This is a genomic window from Caulobacter sp. GW821-FHT11E10 (assembly GCF_058808375.1).
On sequence record NZ_JBXARP010000005.1, the window covers coordinates 126,083 to 145,837 of the forward strand.

At 68.5% G+C, this 19,755-nt stretch carries 19 protein-coding genes; 10 read left to right on the forward strand and 9 right to left on the reverse strand.

Annotated elements, in window-relative coordinates; translation table 11 throughout:
• Positions 1–13: 13 nt before the first annotated feature.
• Genes AC1RRV_RS11650 through AC1RRV_RS11660 form a run of 3 tightly spaced genes read right to left on the reverse strand, consistent with a single transcriptional unit; the run spans position 14 to position 3,194 of the window.
• Positions 14–805, reverse strand: a complete 792-nt coding sequence (locus AC1RRV_RS11650) for a TrmH family RNA methyltransferase (RefSeq protein WP_492859791.1) — start codon at positions 803–805, stop codon at positions 14–16.
• Positions 806–810: 5 nt separating this feature from the next.
• Complete coding sequence (locus AC1RRV_RS11655; RefSeq protein ID WP_492859792.1) at positions 811–1,737, reverse strand: RsmD family RNA methyltransferase; 927 nt, start codon at positions 1,735–1,737, stop codon at positions 811–813.
• A 17-nt stretch (positions 1,738–1,754) separates the two neighbouring features.
• Positions 1,755–3,194 carry a glycosyltransferase gene (locus AC1RRV_RS11660; protein WP_492859793.1) on the reverse strand — a complete coding sequence of 480 codons (1,440 nt, stop codon included), beginning with the start codon at positions 3,192–3,194 and terminating at the stop codon, positions 1,755–1,757.
• Positions 3,195–3,392: 198 nt separating this feature from the next.
• Here AC1RRV_RS11660 and AC1RRV_RS11665 point away from each other — a divergent pair, with 198 nt between their 5' ends.
• Genes AC1RRV_RS11665 through AC1RRV_RS11680 form a run of 4 tightly spaced genes read left to right on the forward strand, consistent with a single transcriptional unit; the run spans position 3,393 to position 6,574 of the window.
• Positions 3,393–4,028, forward strand: a complete 636-nt coding sequence (locus AC1RRV_RS11665; RefSeq protein WP_492859794.1) for a TetR/AcrR family transcriptional regulator — start codon at positions 3,393–3,395, stop codon at positions 4,026–4,028.
• A 4-nt stretch (positions 4,029–4,032) separates the two neighbouring features.
• On the forward strand, positions 4,033–4,839 hold the full coding sequence (locus AC1RRV_RS11670; protein WP_492859795.1) for an ABC transporter substrate-binding protein: 807 nt from the start codon (positions 4,033–4,035) through the stop codon (positions 4,837–4,839).
• Positions 4,782–5,822, forward strand: a complete 1,041-nt coding sequence (locus tag AC1RRV_RS11675) for a FecCD family ABC transporter permease (RefSeq protein ID WP_492859796.1) — start codon at positions 4,782–4,784, stop codon at positions 5,820–5,822. The genes AC1RRV_RS11670 and AC1RRV_RS11675 overlap by 58 nt, the downstream gene beginning before the upstream one ends.
• Positions 5,819–6,574: an ABC transporter ATP-binding protein gene (locus AC1RRV_RS11680; RefSeq protein ID WP_492859797.1), complete on the forward strand. Its 756-nt coding sequence runs from the start codon at positions 5,819–5,821 to the stop codon at positions 6,572–6,574. The genes AC1RRV_RS11675 and AC1RRV_RS11680 overlap by 4 nt, the downstream gene beginning before the upstream one ends.
• 9 nt (positions 6,575–6,583) lie before the next feature.
• Here AC1RRV_RS11680 and AC1RRV_RS11685 read toward each other — a convergent pair whose 3' ends face one another.
• Positions 6,584–8,698 (reverse strand): lytic transglycosylase domain-containing protein, encoded by a 2,115-nt coding sequence (locus AC1RRV_RS11685; RefSeq protein ID WP_492859798.1) that lies wholly within the window; start codon positions 8,696–8,698, stop codon positions 6,584–6,586.
• Between the two features lie 244 nt (positions 8,699–8,942).
• On the opposite strand from AC1RRV_RS11685, the gene dapA reads away from it, so the two are divergent.
• The gene (gene dapA / locus AC1RRV_RS11690; RefSeq protein ID WP_492859799.1) at positions 8,943–9,827 is read left to right on the forward strand and encodes a 4-hydroxy-tetrahydrodipicolinate synthase; all 885 of its coding nucleotides are present in this window, start codon (positions 8,943–8,945) and stop codon (positions 9,825–9,827) included.
• Complete coding sequence (gene smpB, locus AC1RRV_RS11695) at positions 9,827–10,285, forward strand: SsrA-binding protein SmpB (RefSeq protein WP_492859800.1); 459 nt, start codon at positions 9,827–9,829, stop codon at positions 10,283–10,285. Before dapA ends, smpB begins: the two co-directional genes overlap by 1 nt.
• Before the next feature lie 6 nt (positions 10,286–10,291).
• Here the strand turns inward: smpB and AC1RRV_RS11700 are convergent, their stop codons facing one another.
• The 5 genes from AC1RRV_RS11700 to AC1RRV_RS11720 form a co-directional block, all read right to left on the reverse strand.
• A complete protein-coding gene (locus tag AC1RRV_RS11700) occupies positions 10,292–10,435 on the reverse strand; it encodes a hypothetical protein (RefSeq protein WP_492859801.1) in 144 nt (47 codons plus the stop codon).
• Between the two features lie 162 nt (positions 10,436–10,597).
• Positions 10,598–10,792 carry a hypothetical protein gene (locus AC1RRV_RS11705; RefSeq protein ID WP_492859802.1) on the reverse strand — a complete coding sequence of 65 codons (195 nt, stop codon included), beginning with the start codon at positions 10,790–10,792 and terminating at the stop codon, positions 10,598–10,600.
• 126 nt (positions 10,793–10,918) lie between these two features.
• Entirely contained in the window at positions 10,919–11,914 is a 996-nt protein-coding gene (locus AC1RRV_RS11710) for a DUF2891 domain-containing protein (RefSeq protein WP_492859803.1), read from the reverse strand.
• Positions 11,911–12,867: a DUF979 domain-containing protein gene (locus AC1RRV_RS11715; RefSeq protein ID WP_492859804.1), complete on the reverse strand. Its 957-nt coding sequence runs from the start codon at positions 12,865–12,867 to the stop codon at positions 11,911–11,913. Before AC1RRV_RS11715 ends, AC1RRV_RS11710 begins: the two co-directional genes overlap by 4 nt.
• Positions 12,864–13,535 (reverse strand): DUF969 domain-containing protein, encoded by a 672-nt coding sequence (locus AC1RRV_RS11720; RefSeq protein ID WP_492859806.1) that lies wholly within the window; start codon positions 13,533–13,535, stop codon positions 12,864–12,866. Before AC1RRV_RS11720 ends, AC1RRV_RS11715 begins: the two co-directional genes overlap by 4 nt.
• A gap of 159 nt (positions 13,536–13,694) precedes the next feature.
• Between AC1RRV_RS11720 and AC1RRV_RS11725 the strand changes: the two genes are divergently transcribed.
• From AC1RRV_RS11725 to AC1RRV_RS11740, 4 genes are all read left to right on the forward strand, one after another.
• Positions 13,695–14,468 carry a class II aldolase/adducin family protein gene (locus tag AC1RRV_RS11725; protein ID WP_492859807.1) on the forward strand — a complete coding sequence of 258 codons (774 nt, stop codon included), beginning with the start codon at positions 13,695–13,697 and terminating at the stop codon, positions 14,466–14,468.
• 98 nt (positions 14,469–14,566) lie between these two features.
• Positions 14,567–15,256, forward strand: coding sequence for a hypothetical protein (locus AC1RRV_RS11730; RefSeq protein ID WP_492859808.1), 690 nt, complete (start codon positions 14,567–14,569; stop codon positions 15,254–15,256).
• 119 nt (positions 15,257–15,375) lie between these two features.
• The gene (locus AC1RRV_RS11735; RefSeq protein WP_492859809.1) at positions 15,376–16,512 is read left to right on the forward strand and encodes an efflux RND transporter periplasmic adaptor subunit; all 1,137 of its coding nucleotides are present in this window, start codon (positions 15,376–15,378) and stop codon (positions 16,510–16,512) included.
• Positions 16,512–19,655 carry an efflux RND transporter permease subunit gene (locus AC1RRV_RS11740; protein WP_492859810.1) on the forward strand — a complete coding sequence of 1,048 codons (3,144 nt, stop codon included), beginning with the start codon at positions 16,512–16,514 and terminating at the stop codon, positions 19,653–19,655. Before AC1RRV_RS11735 ends, AC1RRV_RS11740 begins: the two co-directional genes overlap by 1 nt.
• The last annotated feature ends 100 nt before the right edge of the window (positions 19,656–19,755 follow it).

The window sequence follows — 19,755 nt, forward strand, 5'->3', positions numbered from 1 at the left end:
TCCGAAAGGGATTCTAGCCGGTCACCGTATAGATCATGATGCCGGTCGCAACGCTGAGGTTCAGGCTGTCGGCCCGGCCGCGCATCGGGATCTTGACGTTGACGTCGCAGGCGGCGGCCAGTTCGGGTGGCAGGCCCTGCTGCTCGTTGCCCATCAGGATGAGCGACGGCTTCACATAGTCGGCGGACTTGTGGTCGACGGTGGCGGTCAGCAGGGTGCCGACCACGCTGCCTGGCCAGGTCTCGCGCCAGGCCAGGAATTCGGCGATCGAGGCCTTGGCGATCTTCACGGCGAAGATCGAGCCCATGGTCGCGCGCACGCCTTCGACCGAATAGGGATCGACGCAGTCACCGACGAGGATCACCCCGCCGCACCCTGCCGCATCGGCGGTGCGGATGACGGTGCCGAGATTGCCGGGGTCGCGGACGGCCTGCATCGCCACCCAGCACGGCGCGCTCTCGGGCACGATCGCCGACAGCGACGTGTAGACCTGCTGGAAGACGGCGACGACTGCCTGGGGATTGTCGCGACGCGAGACTTTTTCCAGGATCTCGCGATTGACCTCGATGACCTCGCCGCCGGCCTTCAGGCACGAGGCGACGGCCTTCTTCAGCATCGGATGGTCGGCCGCGTCGGGGCCGTACATGACGATCTTGGGCGCGTGGCCACAATCGATCGCCTCGATGATGATCTTCAGGCCCTCGGCCAGGAACAGGCCGCTCTCTTCTCGCTCCTTCCGCATGTGCAGGGCGCGGACGGCCTTGACGGTATTGTTGGTCAGGGAGGTGACGGTCTTGGTGTTCATCGCGCTCAGCCTTCACCCATCTCTTTTTGGGCGGACCAGCGGGCGAAGAACGACAGGCCGATCTGGCGGTCGCCCTTTTCCTCGACCAGGGAGAGTTCGCCCCAGTCGATGACGCCGCCGCGGCCTTGCAGCTCCTGGGCCAGCAGACCCGACATCGCCGCGCCCGAGACGCGGGCCGCATAGGCGTTCATCAGCAGGAACGAGGCGTCCTCGGAGAGCAACTGCGCGCAGTCCTTGGTCAGGGCGGCCAGGTCCTCGAAGAGCCGCCAGACCTCGCCGTCAGCGCCGCGGCCGAACTTGGGCGGGTCCAGGATGATGCCGTCGTAGGTGTTGCCGCGCCGGACTTCGCGCGCCACGAACTTGCGGGCGTCCTCCACGATCCAGCGGATCGGCTTGTCGGCCAGGCCCGCGAAGGCGGCGTTCTCTCGGGCGAAGCCGACCGACTTCTTGGAGGCGTCCACGTGGGTTACGGCCGCGCCGGCGGCGGCGCAGACCAGCGAGGCCACACCCGTATAGCCGAACAGGTTCAGGATCTTGGGTTGCGGCCCCGAGCCTTTCGAGAAGGCGCGCACCCGTTCGTCCTGCCAGGACCAGTTGGCGGCCTGCTCGGGGAAGAAGGCCAGGTGGCGGAACGGCGTGAACTGGCCGTGGAACTTGGCCTTGCCCCAGGACAGGTCGAACTTCTCGATCGGCTTGCCCTTGAAGCGCCAGCGGCCGGCCTCGTCCTCGTCGCTGGGATCGAAGACCGCGTCGGCGTCGTCCCAGACCTTTTGATCCAGGCGCGGAGCCCAGAAGCACTGCGGCTCGGGGCGCACGACCGTGTAGCGGCCGTAGCGTTCCAGCTTCTTGCCGTTGCCGCTGTCGAGCAGGGCGTAGTCCGCCCAGCCGGTGGTGCGCATGACGATGGGGGCGGGGGCGATCTTCGGTGCCATCGCCCGCCCATACCGCCTTACGGCCCCAAAGGTCCAGAGCGCGGTCCAGAGCGTGGCGCGTGCAGGGTCTTGTCCCAGCGGTGCGGCGCGGTGACGAACTGGTGCAGGGCCTTGATCGCCGCCAGGCTCTGTAACAGCCAGTACCCGACCATGCCGAAGAGATGCAGCGACCTGGGCTGGCCGCCGGCGCGCATCACGCCGCGAACGCCCGCGACGGCCGCCGAGCCCCAGCCCAGCACGTAAAGCAGGAGGTCGGCCAGCGGGATGGTGACCTCGGCATCTGGCAGGTAGTCGACGGCCGCCGCCAGCAGGGCGACCATCATCACGGGTCCATGCAGGTGTGAGGAGGCGACCGACTGCGCCAGGGTCAGGACGAGAGCCAGCGCGTTGCGCGGCTGGCGCGGGACAGGGCCGCGCGCATGGACGGCCAGGGTCTGCATGTGGCCCTTGATCCAGCGCGCCCTTTGCGGGAGCCACTGGCTCCAGGTGGTCGGGGCGGTCTCCCAGGTCGGACGCTGGATGACGCCCAGGCGATAGCCGGCGGCGGCGAGGCGGAAGCCGACGTCCGCATCCTCGGTGACATTGTAGGGGTCCCATGCGCCGATTTCCCTGAGCGGGGCCGCCCGGAAGTGGTTGCTCGTACCGCCCAGCGGAAACGCCAGGCCCCATCGCGCCAGGGCCGGCAGCAGCACCTCGAAGTGGGCCGCGTATTCCAACCGGAACTGCGACGGCAGGAATAGCGAGAAACCCGGATCCTCGATCCGCAGCGGCGCCTGCAGGCAGGCCAGGCGCGTATCGGAAGCGGCGAAGCGCGCGGCGGCTTCGCGCAGTTGTCCGGGATCGGGCATGTCCTCGGCGTCGTAGATCACCACGAACTCGCCTCGCGCCCGGTCGAGCGCATGGTTGCAGGCGCGAGGCTTGGTCTTGGGCGTCCCCGGGGGCGCGACCAGCACCTGGACGAAGGCGGGCAAGGGCAGGGCGCGAGCCGCCGCCAGCGTCACGTCGTCGTCCGCCTCCAGGACGATCAGGGCCTGGAGTCGATCGCGTGGATAGTCGATGGCCATCAGGTTCTGGACCAGTTCGGCGACGACCTCCGCCTCCCGATACAGCGGCGCGATGATCGAGTAGGTGGGAAGGTCTTCGTCCGCGAGCGTGGGCCACTGGGCCGGCGGCAAAGGCGTGCATGCCGCCGCCAGTCGCGTGGCGCCGCCCAGCAGGAAGATCGCGAAGAACAGGTGATGCACGACGATCATCGCCGAAGCGGGATCGAAGATAACGCCCACCACGGTTGCGAGGCCGGCGAGGACCACGAACAATGCCTGGGCTGTCGAGAGCGTCCGATGGGCGCCGTCCCGCTCGCCCTGCCTCGCTATGGTCGGCTCGGTGATCCGTTCGGCGGACACAGGTCCGCTCGCCGGCGCAAGCGCCGGTTCTAGCCGTCTTTCTTCCCGCGCCATGGATGCCCCTGAACGCCCGATCGCCCCAACGACGTGGATAACGGAATCGCAACCATGAGGTGTCAAACGGAAAAATGCGCGTTTCACGCACAATCTTCACGGCGTCCCGCCAGAATTCTCCTGCGACGCACGTTCTTGCGACGGCTGAGTGATTCCCGTTTAGTGTCGTCCGGGGGAAATGTAGGGGAAGCCAAGTCCGTGACGGTCGTTCTGAAGAAGCCTCACAAGTCCGCTCGAAAGCCCAAGGGCGACGGGCACTTGCGCAGGGGCGAAATCCTGGCCGCGGCGGAGAGGATCTTCATCGCCGAGGGCTATTCCGGCGCCACGATCCGCAAGATCGCCGATGCGGTGGGGGTGTCGTCGACGGCGCTCTACATGCACTTCCGCGACAAGGATCAGATCCTGATGGAGATCAGCAATGACGCCATCGAGCGTCTGCTGGAGCTCAATACGGAGATCGCGGCCCAGCCGATCGATCCAGTGTCGCGCGTACGGGTGATGCTCGAGGCGTACATGAAGTTCGCCTTGGACAATCCCAACACCTATCAGTTGGTCTTCTGCAGCACCGGTGACCACGTCTCGCCGGACAAGTCCGCCGACGTCATGGCGCTGGGCGATCGCTGCTTCGAGAAGTTCAGCGAGCCGGTGCACCAGATCGCCGCGCAGGGCCGGCTGCGGTCCGGCTCGGCGGTAGAGGCGGCCGAGGTGCTGTGGAGCGGCTGCCACGGCCTGGTCTCGCTGCTGATCACCAAGCCGTCGCGCAACTGGTCCGATGCCGACCACCTGATGAAGGTCATGCTCGACGGTCTGCTGTACGGCCTGGTCACGGACTGATTTCGTGAACGCCGCCAAGGCTTTGTGCGCTGTTCTGGCGGCGATGACGCTCGCGCCGGCTTCGGTTCTGGCCGCGCCGCGCGTGATGTCCCTCGACTCCTGCGCCGACCAGTACGTGCTGGCCTTGGCGCCGAGGGACAGCATCGTCGGCCTCTCGCACCGGGCCATTTCGCGTGACAGCTACATGCGCCGCGAGGCCGTCGGCCTGCCGTTGCGGCGCGCCACCTTCGAAAGCCTGGTCGCGGCCAGGCCCGAGGTCGTGGTGCGCCTGTGGGGCGGTGACGCCCGGCTGTCCAAGGCGCTGGAACGCAAGGGCGTCACCACGGTTCGCCTCGACGACGCGGCTGACTTCGGCGGGGTCCGCGCCAATGTCCGCAAGGTCGCCACCGCCCTGGATCGCCGGCCCGAGGGCGAGGCGATGATCGCGCGCATGGACGCTAGGCTGGCCCAAGCGGCGGGCGCCGGGAAGGGACGGTCGGCCCTTTATCTGACGCCGGGCGGCTACACCGCTGGCCCGGGCACGCTGATCGACGCCATGCTCAGGGCGGGCGGCTATTCGAACGCCTCCAGGGATCCGTACTTCGCGCCGGTGTCGCTGGAACGGATGGTGATGAAGCCGCCCGCGGCGGTGGTCCTGGGCTTCTTCGACCTGACCCGCGCCGGCGCCGACCGCTGGGGGCCCGGACGCCACGCGGCGCTGGAAAAGGCCGTGAAGGCCCGCACCCTGGCCTCGCTGCCGGGCGCTGTGGTCGGTTGCCCGGGTTGGTTCGCCGCCGACGGGAGCGCCTTGTTGGCCGAGGCGGCGCGATGAGCCTGGTTCGTCTTTGTCTGCTGATGCTGCTGGTCCTGGCCGGCGCGACGATCCTGGCTGTGTCGCTGGGCGAGACGCCGTTCAGCCTGGCGCGGTATGCCCAGGCCCTGAGCCATCCGGCCTCTCCGCCCGGCGAAGTGCTCTGGACCATCCGCGCGCCGCGCGTGGCGGTCGCCGCCCTGGTCGGCGGCGCGCTCGGCCTGGCCGGCGCGACCATGCAGGGCCTGTTGCGCAATCCCTTGGCCGATCCCGGCGTGCTGGGCGTCTCGGCGGTGTCGGGTCTTGGCGCGGCGTTCGCCATCTCGGCGGGCCTGGCCGCCCTGCCGGGCGCCATAGAGCTGTCGGCCCTGGTCGGCGCCCTGGTCGCCGGCGGCATGGTCGTGGCCCTGGCCGCGCGGTTCCGCGAGCCCGAAGCGCTGATCCTGTTCGGCGTGGCCCTGTCGGCGTTCGGCGGGGCCCTGACGGCCCTGGTGTTCAATCTTTCGCCCTCACCGGTGGCGACGGCCGAGATCCTGGCCTGGCTGATGGGCTCGGTGGAGAACCGTGACGCCATGGACGCCGTGCGGGCCCTGGTTCCCATGGCGATCGGGGCGGCCCTGTGCGTGCGGGCGGGCGGGGGTCTACGCATGCTGACCCTGGGCGAGGAGGCGGCGCGGATGTCGGGTCTGCCGATGACGCGGCTGCGGGTCTATGCGGTGGCCGGTTCGGCCCTGCTGACCGGCGCGGCGGTGGCCGCCGCGGGCGTGATCGGCTTCGTCGGCCTGGCCGCGCCGCACCTGGTGCGGGCCCTGGTCAAGGATGACCCCAAGCGGATCCTGTGGCCCTCGGCTCTGGCGGGCGCGCTGCTGTTGGTGTTGGCCGATCTCGCCGCCCGGATGATCCCGACCGAGCAGGAGCTGAAGCTGGGCGTCGTCACCGCCCTGTTCGGCGCGCCGGCCTTCGCCCTGCTGGCCTGGCGGGCCTCGCGGAGCTGGCGGTCATGAGCGCGCTCTGGACGTTGCAGGGCCTTACGGCCCGGCAAGGCCGCAAGTCGGTGCTGGAGGCGGCGTCGCTCACGGTCGCTACCGGCGAGGTAGTCGGCGTGGTCGGCCCGAACGGCGCGGGCAAGACCAGCCTGCTCCGCGCGGGCCTGGGCCTGCTGCCGCTGACGGCCGGCCAGGCGCGTCTGTCCGATCGCCTCGTTGCCCAATTGGAGCCGCAAGAGCGAACTCGCCTGGTCGGTTATCTGCCCCAGGATCGCCGAGTGGCGTGGAACCTCCCAGCCCGTATGGTCGCCGCCTTGGGGGCCACGGAGCTAGCCGACGCAGCCGCCGATACCTTGGCCCTGGACTGCCTGGCGCGTGTGGGCGCGGCCGAGTTGGCCGACCGGGGCGTGCTCGACATGTCGGGCGGCGAGCGCGCCAGAGTGCTGCTGGCGCGCCTCCTGGCCACCCGCGCGCCGCTGCTGGTCGCGGACGAGCCGGTGGCCGGCCTGGATCCCGACGCCCAACTGTTGACCCTGGACTTGCTGCGCGCCGAGGCCGCCAAGGGCGCGGCGGTGGTCGTGACGCTACACGACCTGGGCCTGGCCGCGCGGTCCTGCGATCGGATCGTGGTGGTCTCGCACGGCCGGATCGTCGCCGAGGGGGCGCCACGCGAGGCGCTGTCGCGCGACATCCTCAGCCACGTCTTCCAGCTGGACGGCGAACTGGTCGATACCGAGGTCGGGCCGGTGCTGGCGGCGCGGCGGGCCTAGACCGCGCCCCTAGGGCTGCGCCGTCCCCGTATCCGCCGAGGCCACCGACGGCGTGTAGACATAGCCGCCGCGCTTCAGGTCCGAGGACAGGGTCAGCGGGGCGACGCCGCCGTTCAGGCGAGCGCGATAGACCATGGTCGTCTCCAGGGTCCGCATCACGTAGTTGCGGGTCTCGGAGAACGGGATGCACTCGATGAAGTCGAGCGGATCGGTGCCCGCGCCGCGCGGATCGCCACAAAGGCCAGCCCATGCCGCGGGCCGGCCGGGGCCGGCGTTGTAGGCGGCGGCGGCCATGATGTACGAGCCGCGGAAGCCGCTGATCATGTCACCCAGGTACACCGAGCCCAGACGCATGTTGTACGAGGCCTCGCCGAGGCGATCGATCGAGTGGTTCTCACCCAGTTTGCGGGCCACCAGCGAGGCGGTCGCGGGCATCAACTGCATCATGCCGCGCGCGCCGACGCCCGAACGGGCGGCCGGGTCGAAATTGCTTTCCTGGCGCGAGATCGAATAGACGAAGGCCGTCTCGGCCGCGCCCGGACCCGGCGTGAAGTGATGGTCCAGCAGCGGATAGCCGCGCTCGGCCAGGATCATGCCGCGCTGGGCGGCGGTGCGCACGGCCCGCATGGCCAGGTCCTGGTCGCCGTAGCCGCGCGCGAAGTCGACCAGCAGGGCGGACTCCTCGGCGTTGGGCAGGGTGTCGTCGATATAGAGCACCAGGCTGCGGAACAGATCCTTGGAGCCGATGTCGGCCAGGATCCGGGCGGCGCGGACTTGCTCGCGGCCATAGAAGCGGGCGCGGTCGGCCTGGGTGATGACCGGGTCGCGGTCCAGGCGCAGTTCCTTCAGGCCCGCCTTCTCAGCGGCCAGCTGGCCGTAGAAGGTGGTGATGTAGCGTGCGCCCTCGGCGTAGAAGGCCTGGGCGGCGATCGGGTCGCCCTGCGCCTGGGCCGCGCGGCCCTGCCAGTAGAGGGCGCGGCCCTTGGTGATCGGCGAGGCGCCGACGGCGGCGATCTGGGCGAAGTGGGCGGCGGCGGCGTCGGCGTTCTTCAGGCGGGTCAGGGCGATCCAGCCGGCGTAGAACTCGGATTCGGCGATATCGGCGGGAGCCAGGGCCTGGGTGTTGTCGGCCGCCGCATAGGCGCCGCTGCTGTCGCCCGCGCGCAGGGCCGAGACGATCAGCTGCTTGCGCTCCTTCCAGATGGCCGTCGAGGCCTCCTCGGTCGGCGGGGCGGGGAAATTGACCACCATCGGCAGCGCCAGGGTGTCCATGCCCTTGCGGCGAAGATAGGCGGCGCGCTCGAACACCACGCCCGGCGAGACCTGCAGGTCCGGCGTCAGGTTGTTGTAGAGGTCGTTGGCGCTGCTCGAGTTGGCGCGATAGGCCATCCGCACCCGGGCCGTGGCCAGCTGGTTCTCGGACAGCAGAGCGACCAGGTCGCGCGCGGCCGGGCCTTGCTGGCCGTAGAGCAGGATGTCGGCGCGGCGGGCGTAGTCGTCGGCGGTCAGCATGCCGCCGAACCGAGCGATCATGGCGCGCTGGGCGTCGGCCTCGAACACCTTGTCTCGGAAGGTGCGGCGGATGAGGTCGGTGGCCTCCTTGGTCTTGCCGGTCGCCTGCCAGGCGCTGGCCAGGGTCATGGCGCCCTCGGCGGTGGCCGGCTGGGCGCCGCCGAACCAGGCGACGATGCGGGCGGGATCAAGGCCGGAGGTCGAGAGGGTCTTTTCGGCGGCGGCGTCGCGGCGGGCGCCGCGCGGCCAGCCGGCCAGGTCGCGGCGGGCGGCGTCCAGCTCGAAGAAGCTCATCGCCTCGGCGTTATTGTCCACCAACTGCCACTGGGCGATCTTCTTGGCGATCGGGTCCTGCACGCTGTCCATGGCCATGCGCGCGCCCGAGACGTCGCCGCGCTTGGCGGCCGCCAGGGCGGTCTGCAGATTGGCCGCGTCGGTGTCGGTGAGGGCGGACGAGACGGCGGTCGGCGGCGTCGTGATCAGGCCGGGCGCGTTCTGGCCAAATTGACCCTGGGAAGTGGCGTAACCGGTCGAGGTCTGGGCGTCCGCCGCCCCGACCATGGCCACGATGCAAGCTCCCCCGAGCAGAATCCGACGCGCCACTGAAGCCAAAACGCTCTCCATAAATCAGGCCCCCGAAGAGCCTTGTACTCGAATCGAAGCCGTCCCCCTATGCGACGATTCAGGCCCTAATAGGTTTAAGTCCCGTTGGCGGGCTTGACCGGAGGGCCATCCCCCCTCAAATCCGCAACTGTTCCGAAGCACCGGTTGCGGTGCGACGGGGCAGGGACATATTGTCCGCCCCCATCCTCCTGCCGCAACCGATGCGGCGTCTCCTCACGGCAATTTGCAAGTCATGGTCCATTCTCCGTTCAAGGGCGTTCTTCCGGCCCTCGTCACGCCGTTCCGGGACGGTGAGGTGGACGAGAAAGCCTTCGTGCAGCTGGTCGAGCGCCAGATCTCGGGCGGCGTGCACGGCCTGGTGCCGGTCGGCACCACCGGCGAGACCTCGACCCTGTCGCATGACGAGCACAAGCGCGTGGTCGAGCTGTGCGTGAAGACGACCGCCGGCCGCGTGCCGGTCATCGCCGGAGCGGGCAGCAATTCGACCGACGAAGCCATCATGCTGGCGCGCCACGCCAAGGCCGTCGGCGCCGACGCCGCCCTGGTGGTGACGCCGTACTACAATCGCCCCAGCCAGGAGGGCATGTACCAGCACTACAAGGCGATCAACGACGCCGTCGAGCTGCCGGTGTTCGTCTACAACGTGCCGAGCCGTTCGGGCGTCGACATCTCCAACGAGACTCTGGAGCGCCTGTCGAAGCTGCCCAACATCATCGGCATCAAGGACGCGACCGGAGACCTGACCCGGATCAGCTTCCAGCGCCTGATGTGCGGGCCTGACTGGGTGCTGCTCACCGGTGACGACCCGACGGCCTTGGGCTACATGGCCCACGGCGGCCACGGCGTGATCTCGGTGACGTCCAACGTCGCCCCGGAAGCTTGCTCGGCCTTCATGAACGCCTGCATGCAGGGCGCCTGGGAAACGGGCCTCTACTGGCAGGACCGCCTGGTGCGCCTGCACAAGGCCCTGTTCCTGGATTCCTCGCCGGCCCCGACCAAGTTCGCCATGGCGCAGCTGGGCCTGTGCTCGGAAGACGTTCGCCTGCCGATCACCCCGTGCGCGCAAGCGGTGCGTCCGGTCATCCTGGAGGCCATGCGCGAGGCTGGCCTGCAGTAATGACCAAGCCGATCGCGGAGAACCGGCGCGCCCGGTACGACTACTTCATCGAGGAGACCTTCGAGGCCGGGATCATGCTGACCGGCACCGAAGTGAAATCGCTGCGCGTCGGCCGGGCCAATATCGCTGAATCCTACGCCTCGGTCGAAGGGCGCGAGATCAAGCTGATCAACGCCGACATCCCGCCCTACGGCCACGCCAACCGCTTCAACCACGAGCCGCGCCGTCACCGGAAGCTGCTGCTGCACCGCAAGCAGATCGACAAGTTGATCGGCGCCGTGCAGCGCGACGGCCGGACGATGATCCCGCTGAAGCTCTATTGGAACGAGAAGGGCCTGGCCAAGCTCGAGATCGGCCTCGCCAAGGGCAAGAAGAACCACGACAAGCGCGAGACCGAGGCCGCCCGCGACTGGGCGCGTGACAAGGCGCGCCTGATGAAGGGCAATCGCGACGACTGACGCCGCTTAGTTGAGGCCCAGGACCGTGAAACCGATCGCCAGCCCCAGGGCGAAGGCGCCCGCGCTGATGATCAGGAAGATACGGATCTCGTGGCGCAGGTGATTGCGCGTCTGGGCGTTGGGTGTCTGAACACTAGGCGTATGGGCCATGATGTGGCTTCCGCGGACCGCGCCCCGGGTAGGGCGCGGCGGATCGATCCCCGAAGGGCGATGCTAGCCCCTAACCTCGCCCAATGATTGTTAAGGATTGTAAAGGTCGCCTGGCGTGTCCCTAGAGGCTCGCATCCGCAGCGCGGCGGCGATGGTCGCGGCTCAGGCTGGTGCTGGAAGCTCGTAGACCCGCGCGGCCACGCCCCGCTCGAACAGCTCGGCGCAGATGGCGAGCGCGCGTTGATAGGCGGTTTCGGCGCTATCGAAAAAGCCGGCTGGTCGGCCATCTTCAGTGACGACCCAGCCCTCGGACACGGGGGCGATCTCGATACGCTGGCAGTTCGCGGCGTCCTTCATGACGACGAGCTCCCTGATGCGACTCGCGTCTCGGCTAGGACGCGTAGACACCCTTAGGGCGAGCCAGTTCGAGTTCATTGTCAAGGATTGTAAACAGTGGGCGGACTTTGCCGCCGCGGGCGGAACTCAGCCGTTCTCCAGCGCGAGCAGGGCGAAGGTCGCCAGCCAGTGCTCGCCCATATAGTCGCCCGAGACGTGCGGCACGGCGGCCCCTAGGTGGCTCATCGCGGCGTTGATCGCATGTCGCTTGGCGGGATCGTGCTCGGACATGGCGGCGGCCAGCAGGCGCCAGCACCAGGCGCGCGACAGGTTCAATCCGTCCAGGTGGGCGATCTTGCCGTCGCTGCGGTCGCTGACCCTGGCCGGCGTGAACAGGGTCGCCGGCTGCCTGTCGGCCAAGTCGGGCAGGAAACGCGGGAACCACAGGTCGAAGCTGTCGCGCGGCAGCAGGCGGCGCATGGCCTCGGCCTCGATCAGGGCCGGCGAGAGGAAGTCGTCGCCCGACGGCTCCCAGGCCTGGCAGGCGGCGTCCTGGCCGTACCAGACCAGGGCCCGACTCCGGAGCAGGCTCAGGAAGGCGGCGTCGCCGGTCATCTCGGCGTATTCGCTGGCCAGGACCAGGGCGAAGGCGGTGTTGTAGTGGGTCCCGGCGCGGACCGGATAGTCGGCGATCGGCAGGAAGGTCTCGAACCGCGCCTTGAAGGCGGCGGCCAGCGGCGCGTGGGCGGCGGCCCAGGGGCGATCGTGTCGCAGCAGTTCGGCCTGCAGCATCAGGCTCCAGGCCCAGCCGTAGGGGCGTTCGAAGCCGCGGCTCTCCGGGCGGACCACATAGGCGACCTCGACGGCGACCTTCTCGGCGGTGAAGGCGTCGTCGAACAGGGCGATGATGGTCTCGGCCTCAACCATCTCGGGGCGCAGGCGCAGCAGGGTGGCCAGCAGCCAATAGCCGTGCACGCACGAGTGCCAATCGAAGCTGCCGTAGAAGATCGGGTGCAGGTCGCGCGGCGAGCGGACGTCATCCGGTCCGGCCATCACGTGGTCAAGCTTGTTGGGGTACTCGCGGGTCAGGTGACCCAGGGCGATCTTGGCGAAGCGCGAGGCGGTGGAGCGGGCCAGGCTCATCGGTGAAAGGCTAGGGCGTTCATCAGGACCACATTGACGATCAGCATCAGCACCGCGGTCGGCGCCTGGGCGCGGATCACGGCGTAGCGGTCCTTCAACTGCAGCAGAGCGGCCGGCACAAGGTTGAAATTGGCGGCGAGCGGCGTCAGCAGGGTGCCGCAGAAGCCCGACAGCATGCCGATGGCGCAGACCACGGCCGGATCGCCCCCGAAGCGGCCGATGACCAGGGGCAGGGCGATGCCAGCGGTCATGACCGGGAAGGCCGCGAAGGCGTTGCCCATCATCATCGTGAAGACCGCCATGCCGACGCAGTAGGCGGCGACGACGGCGAAGCGGCTGTCGATGGGCGTGAGCTGCACGGCGATTTCGCCGATCGTCTTGCCGACCCCCGCCAAGGCGAACACCGCCCCCAGGGCCGCCAGCATCTGCGGCAGCAGGGCGGCCCAGCCGACCAGGTCCATCAGCCGCCGGCCTTCCTGCAGGGGTGCTGACGCGGGCTGGCGGAACATGAGCTTGGCCAGGATGGCGGCGACCAGGGCGGCCAGGGCCAGCGAGATCAGCGTCGCCTGCTTGGGGTCGACCAGCGGCGCGCCGTGCAGCGTCAGCCGCTTGAAGGTCAGGGAGCCGGCCAGCACCAGCACCGGAATGACCAGGGCCGGGATGAAGAGCCGCGCGCCATATGTCGCCGCCAGGCTTTCCCGCTCGTCCGGAGAAGTGGTCCTGGGCGCGCCGACGCCCAGCTGGCCGGTCCCGGAGATCAGGGCCAAGGCCAAGGCGAGGAAGCCGTTGCCGAGGTCGCCCAGGCGGTCGCCGATCAGGAAGCTCACCGCGAACAGGCCCCAGAAGGCGGCGTTGCCAAAGCGCTTGCGGTTCTCACGATCGGCGGCGCTCAAGACCGCGAAGGCCGCGAACATCAGGCTGGCCAGCAGGTAGACGAGCGGCAGGCCGATCATGCCGCGTCCTCCGCCTCGTGAGGCCCTTGGGCCAGACCGCGATCGAACAGCAGCAGCCGGGCGCCGTGGATGACGAAGGCGGCGATGGCGGTCGGGATCGCCCAGACCGACAGGGCCAGCGGCTCCACGGTGATGCCGCTCTGGTCCAGGAAGCCGACGATCAGCAGGATCGAGCCGATGGCCAGGAAGATGTCCTCGCCGAAGAACAGGCCGACATTGTCGGTGGCCGCGCTCATGGCCCTGACGCGGTCGCGCCGCGCGTCCGACAGGGGCTCGGCCGTGGCTTCGGCCATCGGCGCCAGCAGGGGGCGCACGGTCTGGGCCTGGCCGGCGACATGGGTCAGGCCCAGGGCCGCCGAAACCTGGCGAAGGGCCAGATAGGCCAGAAGGACCCGGCCCGGCGTCGCCGCGCGCAGGCTCTGGATGGTCCTTCGCGCCTGCTCCTTCAGGCCGGCCCGCTCCAGCACCCCGATGGCGGGCAGGACCACCCAGGCGACGGTGACATAGCGGTTGGTGTTGAACGCCTTGCCGAACGCGGCCAGCACCTCCAGCGGCGCGAGGCCGGCGGCCAGCCCCGAGGTCATGGCGGCGGCGATGACGACCAGCAGCGGATTGAAGCGCAGGGCGAAGCCCAGCACGATCACCGCCACGCCCAGCAGCGTCAGCATCGTTGGCGATTCCCCTTCGTTCGAAGAGACGGTCCGACGCCACGGCCCCGCTGGCAAGCGGGCAGGGCGGTTTATCGGGTCTCTCGACGGCTGCCTCTTGACGGTGCGGCGGCCCGGCGCGACGCTAACTCAACAATGATAACCTATGGGAGGCCCACCATGGCCGACGGTGCTCTGCCCATCATGTCCCTCAAGGGCAAGGTCAGCGACGCGGAATGGCAGGCGCGGGTCGATCTCGCCGCCCTCTATCGTCTCGTGGCCCTGCACGGCTGGGACGACATGATCTTCACCCACATCTCGGCCCGCATCCCCGGGCCCGAGCATCACTTCCTGATCAATCCGTACGGGATGTTCTTCGGTGAGATGACCGCCTCGTGCCTAGTCAAGGTCGACCTCGACGGCAATGTCATCGACAAGACGCCCTACTTCATCAATCCGGCGGGCTTCACGATCCATTCGGCCATCCACGCCGCCCGCGAGGACGCCCACTTCGTCATGCACCTGCATAGCGACCAGGGCGTGGCGGTGGCGGCGCACAAGCACGGCCTCCTGCCGCTGACTCAACATTCGCTAATCGTCTTGCCTCAACTCGCCTATCACGACTATGAAGGGATTGCTCTCAACTTGGACGAGCGTGAGCGGCTGGTCGCCGATCTCGGATCCAAGAAGCTGATGATGCTGCGCAACCACGGCACCCTGTCCGTGGGCGGCTCGGCGGCCGAGTGCTGGTTGGGGATGTTCTTTCTGGAGCGAGCGTGCGCGCAGCAGGTAATGGCTCTGTCGATCGGACGCGACAACGTCCTTCTGGCGCCCGAGGGCGCGCAGGAGGAGGTGCGCAAGCAGACCGGCATGGGCATGGGCATGATCGGCGGCCTGGCCTGGCCGGGCTGTCTGCGCAAGCTGGATCGCGAGCTGCCCGGCTACGCGGACTAACCGCTGTTTCCGAGCGCACGAAAGCCGTCGCGGTCCTGGCGATCGCGGCGGCTTTTTCGTGCCTGGAGACTGGCGCGGCTTGGGCCGGCGCCTGGCCCTTGGAACGCGGCAAGACCCAGGTGATCGCCAAGTATGAGCGGACGGGCGCCAGCCAGGGGTACGACTCCCAAGGCGGCCTGATCGCCGTGGCGCGTCGACGCGACGAGAACCTCTCGCTCTTCGTCGAACACGGCCTGACCTCGCGCCTGACCCTTCAGGCCAAGGCCGGGGTTACGCGCGGCGAAGATCGATGGATCGATTATTCAGGGCGCGGCCCGATCGAACTCGGCCTGCGCTGGACGGCGCGTCGCACCGACCGCTCGTCGCTGGCCGTTCACCTGGGCGCGGCCGAGCCTGGTGAAGGCCGCAACGCCGGCTACGCGGCGCCGGGCAAGGGCAGCTTGGACCTGGAAGCGCGCGTGCTTTACGGCCGCTCGGGCGTTTGGCGCGGACGCAAGGTCTATGTCGATCTGCAGGCCGCGCGCGTGCGCCGCCAGGGCCTGGCCGACGAAAATCGCTTCGACGCCACCCTGGGTCTCAAGCCGAACGATCATTGGGAGTTGCTGGCCCAGACCTACGCCGGCCAGGCCGACGACAGGTCTGTGCGGGCGCGCTGGCTGAAGACTGAATTCTCCGTCGTGCGATCGTTCGGCGACTGGAGCGCGCAGGCCGGATGGCGCGACACGGTGTCGGGTCGGGACACCGCCCGCGATCGTGGCGCCGTCGTCGCTCTGTGGCGCAGGTTCTAGCTTGTTGCAGCGCTGAAATAGTCCGTCATCCGCGTGTCACTGGACGTCGCTTTAGGCTGCGGTCATATCTCGCCGCACTTATAGCTTTGCCGAGTCCGCTCGGCGCCCGGAGCGTTTCCTTGATCCGTAGGCACTTCTTCCTCGTGGTGGCCCTGGTCGCCGTTGTCCTCATGCTGGTGGTGGGCGGCCTGAAGCTGGCTTTCGCCAACAAGGAAGCCAAGGGCGGGGGCGCCGGCGGCGGACGCGCGACCAGCGTCTCGCAGATGGTGGTCGGCGAGCGGCCGTTCACGGATCGCATCGAAGTGCTGGGCGCGGCCAAGGGCCGGCAGTCGGTGACGATCACCTCCAACACCGCCGAACTTATCACCGCCGTGCACTTCACCGACGGTCAGGCGGTCTCGCGCGGCCAGGTGCTGGTCGAGCTGAAGGCCGAGTCCGAGGACGCCGGGATCCTGGAAGCCAAGGTCCGGGTCGCCCAGGCCCAGCGCGACCACGATCGCTGGAAGGCCCTGGCCGACAAGGGCATCGCCCCCCGCGCCACCGCCGAGCAATATCTGGCCGCTCTGGAATCCGCCAAGGCCGCCGTCGCCTCGGCCCAGGCCAACAAGCTGGATCGCGTGATCCGCGCGCCGTTCGCGGGCCGGGTCGGGATTTCAGACGTCGCGCCGGGCATGCTGATCAGCCCCGGCACCGCGATCGTCAGCCTGGACGATCTGTCGGTGATCCGCGTCGATTTCTCGGTGCCTGATCGCTACCTCTCGACCCTGCGGGTCGGCCTGCCGATCGCCGCCCGTCCCGACGCCTTGCCGGGCGAGACCTTCCAGGGCCGCATCGCCCAGATCGACACCCGCATCGACCCGACCACCCGCGCCATCAAGGCCCGCGCCGAGTTTCCGAACGCCGGCGGACGCCTGAAGCCGGGCATGCTGGTCAAGGTCGCCATCGACCAGGGCGTTCGCCAGAGCGTGGCCGTGCCGGAAGCGGCCGTGCAGTTCGAAGGCAATCAGGCGTCGGTCTACCGCATCGCCAAGGGCCCCAAGGGCATGGTCGCCCGCCGCACCGATGTCGACACCGGCATCACCCAGGATGGCTTCGTCGAAATCCGCGCCGGCCTGAAGACGGGCGACAAGATCGTCGCCGACGGCCTCAACCGCATCCAGGACGGCGCACCCATCGGGAGCGGCCAAGGCGGCAAGGACGGCAAGGGTCAAAAAGGCGGCGGTCAAAAAGGCGGCGCTGACCGGAAGGCCGGCTGATGCTGTCCGATCTTTCCGTCCGTCGTCCGGTATTCGCCGCCGTCGCGGCGATCATTCTCTGCGTCATCGGCCTAGCGGCGTTCACCTCGCTGCCGATCCGCGAGCTGCCCAGTGTCGATCCCCCCGTGGTGTCGATCTCGACCAGCTATCGCGGCGCCTCGGCCGAGGTCATCGAAGAGCGCATCACCCAGGTGATCGAGCGCCAGGCGGCCGGCATCCAGGGCATCGATCGCGTCAACAGCTCGTCGCGCGACGGCCGCTCGCAGATCACCATCACCTTCAATCTGGACCGTGACCTCGACGCGGCCGCCAACGACGTGCGCGACGCCGTCAGCCGGGTGACCAGCAACCTGCCGGACCAGGCCGATCCCCCGCAGATCGCCAAGGCCAACGCCGACGCCTCGCCGATCATCATCCTGAACCTGACCTCGACCACGCTGGACCAGCTGCAGCTGGCCGACTACGCCGACCGCTATCTGGTCGAGCGGATGTCGACCATCGACGGCGTGGCCCAGGCCAACCTGTTCGGGGCCAAGATCTACGCCATGCGGATCTGGCTGGACGCCAATGAGATGGCCGCGCGCGGCGTCTCGGTGGACGATGTCGAGAACGCCCTGAACGCCCAGAACCTGGAACTTCCGGCCGGCTCGCTGGAGAGCACGGCCAAGGACTTCACGATCCGGGTCGCCCGCTCCTATTCCAAGCCCGAGGACTTCGCCCGCCTGCCGCTGCGGCCGGCCAACGCCGGCGGCTATGTGCTGCGCCTGGGTGACGTCGCGCGGATTGAGGAAGGTCCGGACGAGCGCCGCCGCATGTTCCGCGGCAACGGCATCGACCAGGTCGGCATCGGCCTGACCCGCCAGTCCCAGGCCAACGACGTCGCCATCTCCGAGGCCGTCCGCAAGGAAGTGGACGCGATCAACGAAAGCCTGCCCCCCGGCACCAAGATGGTCGTGGCCGTGGACAACTCGGTGTTCACCGCCGAGGCCATCCACGAGGTCTGGATCACCATGGGCATGTCGATCAGCCTCGTCGTGCTGGTCAACCTGATCTTCCTGGGCAGCTGGCGCTCGGCGCTGATTCCGTCGATCGTCGCGCCGATCTGCATCCTGTCGACCTTCATCATCCTGGCCCCGCTGGGCTTCTCGCTGAACCTCTTGACCCTGCTGGCCCTGGTGCTGGCCGTCGGCCTGGTGGTCGACGACGCCATCGTCGTGGTCGAGAACATCCAGCGCCGGGTCGACGAAGGGGAGCCGGCCCTGGTCGCCGCCGAGCGCGGCACCCGCCAGGTGTTCTTCGCCGTCGTCGCGACGACGATTGTGCTGATCTCGGTGTTCGCGCCGCTGATGTTCTTGCCAGGCTATATCGGCCGCCTGTTCGTCGAGCTGGCCGTGGCCATCGCGGCCGCCGTCGGCTTCTCGGCTCTGCTGGCGTTGTCGCTGTCGCCGATGATGGCCTCCAAACTGCTGCGGCCCGCCCATGGCGAGGGCTGGCTGGCCCGTCGCGTCGACCGGGCCATGGACGCCCTGCGCAACTCCTATCGCGCCTCGCTTGAAAGCATCCTGGGCGGCTGGTCGGCGGCGATCGCCGGCGGCCTGGTCGTCATCCTGGCGGCCTTCGCGGCCCTGCTGTTCGTGAGTTTGCCCAAGGAACTGGTGCCGCCGGAAGACCGCGGCCGGGTCGATGTCTCAATCAACGGGCCGGAGGGGGCGGGCTATGACTATACCTCGACGATCGGTCTGAAGGTCGAGAAGATCATCGCCAAGTATCGCGAGCAGGGCGAGGCCGAGCGTACGATCCTGACGATCCCCCGCTTCGGCGGCAATTCGTTCAACAGCGGCAATGGCGTGATCGTCATGAAGCCCTGGGGCGAGCGCACGAAGACCGCCGACGAGGTGGCCGCTGAGCTGAACAAGGACCTCTCCAAGATCACCGGCGTGCGCGCCATCGCCAGCGTGCGAGGCCCGTTCCAGCGCGGTGGTGGCGGCGGCGGTGGCGGTGGCACCAATGTCGACCTGATCGCCGTCGGCAATGACTATGTCCAACTGGCCGAATGGCTGAAGCCCATCCTCGCCGAGACCCAGGACAATCCGGGCTTCTCGCGGCCGCGTCTCGACTACGAGCCCACCGCGCCGCGCCTGTCGGTGCAGATCGACCTGGACAAGGCCGCCAGCCTGGGCGTTTCGGCCCAGTCGATCGGCCGTTCGCTCGAGACCATGTTCGGCTCGCGCCGGGCCACGACCTACATCAAGAACGGCCAGGAATACGACGTCATCCTGCAGACCAACCTCGACCAGCGTCGCAGCATCGAGGACCTGAACCGGCTGAACGTCCGCACCACTTCCGGTGCGCTCGTGCCGCTGTCGACCGTCGTCACTACGCAGCTGCGCGGCGACACCCCGGATCGTCCGCGCGTCGACCGCCTGCGCTCGGTGACCCTGACCGCCCAGCTGAACCCAGGTTTCACCGTCGAGGACGCGGTGGCCTTCCTCAAGGACCAGGCCGCTCAGCGGCCGGTTCCCGGCGTCAGCATCAAATGGGGCGGGCAGGCCAAGGACTACATCGAAGGCTCGGGCGGCATCGCCATCGCTTTCGGCCTGGCCTTGCTGCTGGTGTTCCTGGTGCTGGCGGCCCAGTTCGAAAGCTGGATCCACCCGGCCGTGATCATGCTGACCGTGCCGCTGGCGGCGCTGGGCGGCCTGTTCGGCCTGCTGATCATGGGCTCGACCATCAATACCTACAGCCAGATCGGCCTGATCATCCTGATCGGCATCGCCACCAAGAACGGCATCCTGATCGTCGAGTTCGCCAACCAGCTGCGCGACGAAGGCCTGACCGTCCGCGAGGCGGTGATCGAGGCGGCGGCCCTGCGCCTGCGTCCGATCATCATGACCTCGATCTCGGCCGCCATGGGCGCTCTGCCGCTGATGCTGTGGGCGGGCGCGGGGGCGGGCAGCCGCAAGACAATCGGCTCGGTGATCTTCACCGGCTCGATCTTCGCCACCCTGCTGACGCTCTTCATTGTCCCGGTATTCTATGACCTCCTGGCGCGCTTCACGAAGTCGCCGGAGTGGACGGCCCGGCAGATCGAGGAGTATGAAGCCGGCGAAAAGAACGGTGAGGGGCAAACCTCACCGGCTTAGAGCGCGTTAGGCGAAAGTGTGAGCGGTTTCGCCGCCAAACGCGCTCCAAGTCTAAACTAGAAGCCTGTTTATCCGGTTCAGATGTTTCATCTGAACCGGA

Coding starts and splice junctions, on each gene's coding strand:
- AC1RRV_RS11650 (WP_492859791.1), bottom strand. CDS start 805: ATGAACACCAAGACCGTCACCTCCCTGACCAACAATACCGTCAAGGCC.
- AC1RRV_RS11655 (WP_492859792.1), bottom strand. CDS start 1,737: ATGGCACCGAAGATCGCCCCCGCCCCCATCGTCATGCGCACCACCGGC.
- AC1RRV_RS11660 (WP_492859793.1), bottom strand. CDS start 3,194: ATGGCGCGGGAAGAAAGACGGCTAGAACCGGCGCTTGCGCCGGCGAGC.
- AC1RRV_RS11680 (WP_492859797.1), top strand. CDS start 5,819: ATGAGCGCGCTCTGGACGTTGCAGGGCCTTACGGCCCGGCAAGGCCGC.
- dapA (WP_492859799.1), top strand. CDS start 8,943: ATGGTCCATTCTCCGTTCAAGGGCGTTCTTCCGGCCCTCGTCACGCCG.
- smpB (WP_492859800.1), top strand. CDS start 9,827: ATGACCAAGCCGATCGCGGAGAACCGGCGCGCCCGGTACGACTACTTC.
- AC1RRV_RS11700 (WP_492859801.1), bottom strand. CDS start 10,435: ATGGCCCATACGCCTAGTGTTCAGACACCCAACGCCCAGACGCGCAAT.
- AC1RRV_RS11705 (WP_492859802.1), bottom strand. CDS start 10,792: ATGAAGGACGCCGCGAACTGCCAGCGTATCGAGATCGCCCCCGTGTCC.
- AC1RRV_RS11710 (WP_492859803.1), bottom strand. CDS start 11,914: ATGAGCCTGGCCCGCTCCACCGCCTCGCGCTTCGCCAAGATCGCCCTG.
- AC1RRV_RS11715 (WP_492859804.1), bottom strand. CDS start 12,867: ATGATCGGCCTGCCGCTCGTCTACCTGCTGGCCAGCCTGATGTTCGCG.
- AC1RRV_RS11720 (WP_492859806.1), bottom strand. CDS start 13,535: ATGCTGACGCTGCTGGGCGTGGCGGTGATCGTGCTGGGCTTCGCCCTG.
- AC1RRV_RS11725 (WP_492859807.1), top strand. CDS start 13,695: ATGGCCGACGGTGCTCTGCCCATCATGTCCCTCAAGGGCAAGGTCAGC.
- AC1RRV_RS11740 (WP_492859810.1), top strand. CDS start 16,512: ATGCTGTCCGATCTTTCCGTCCGTCGTCCGGTATTCGCCGCCGTCGCG.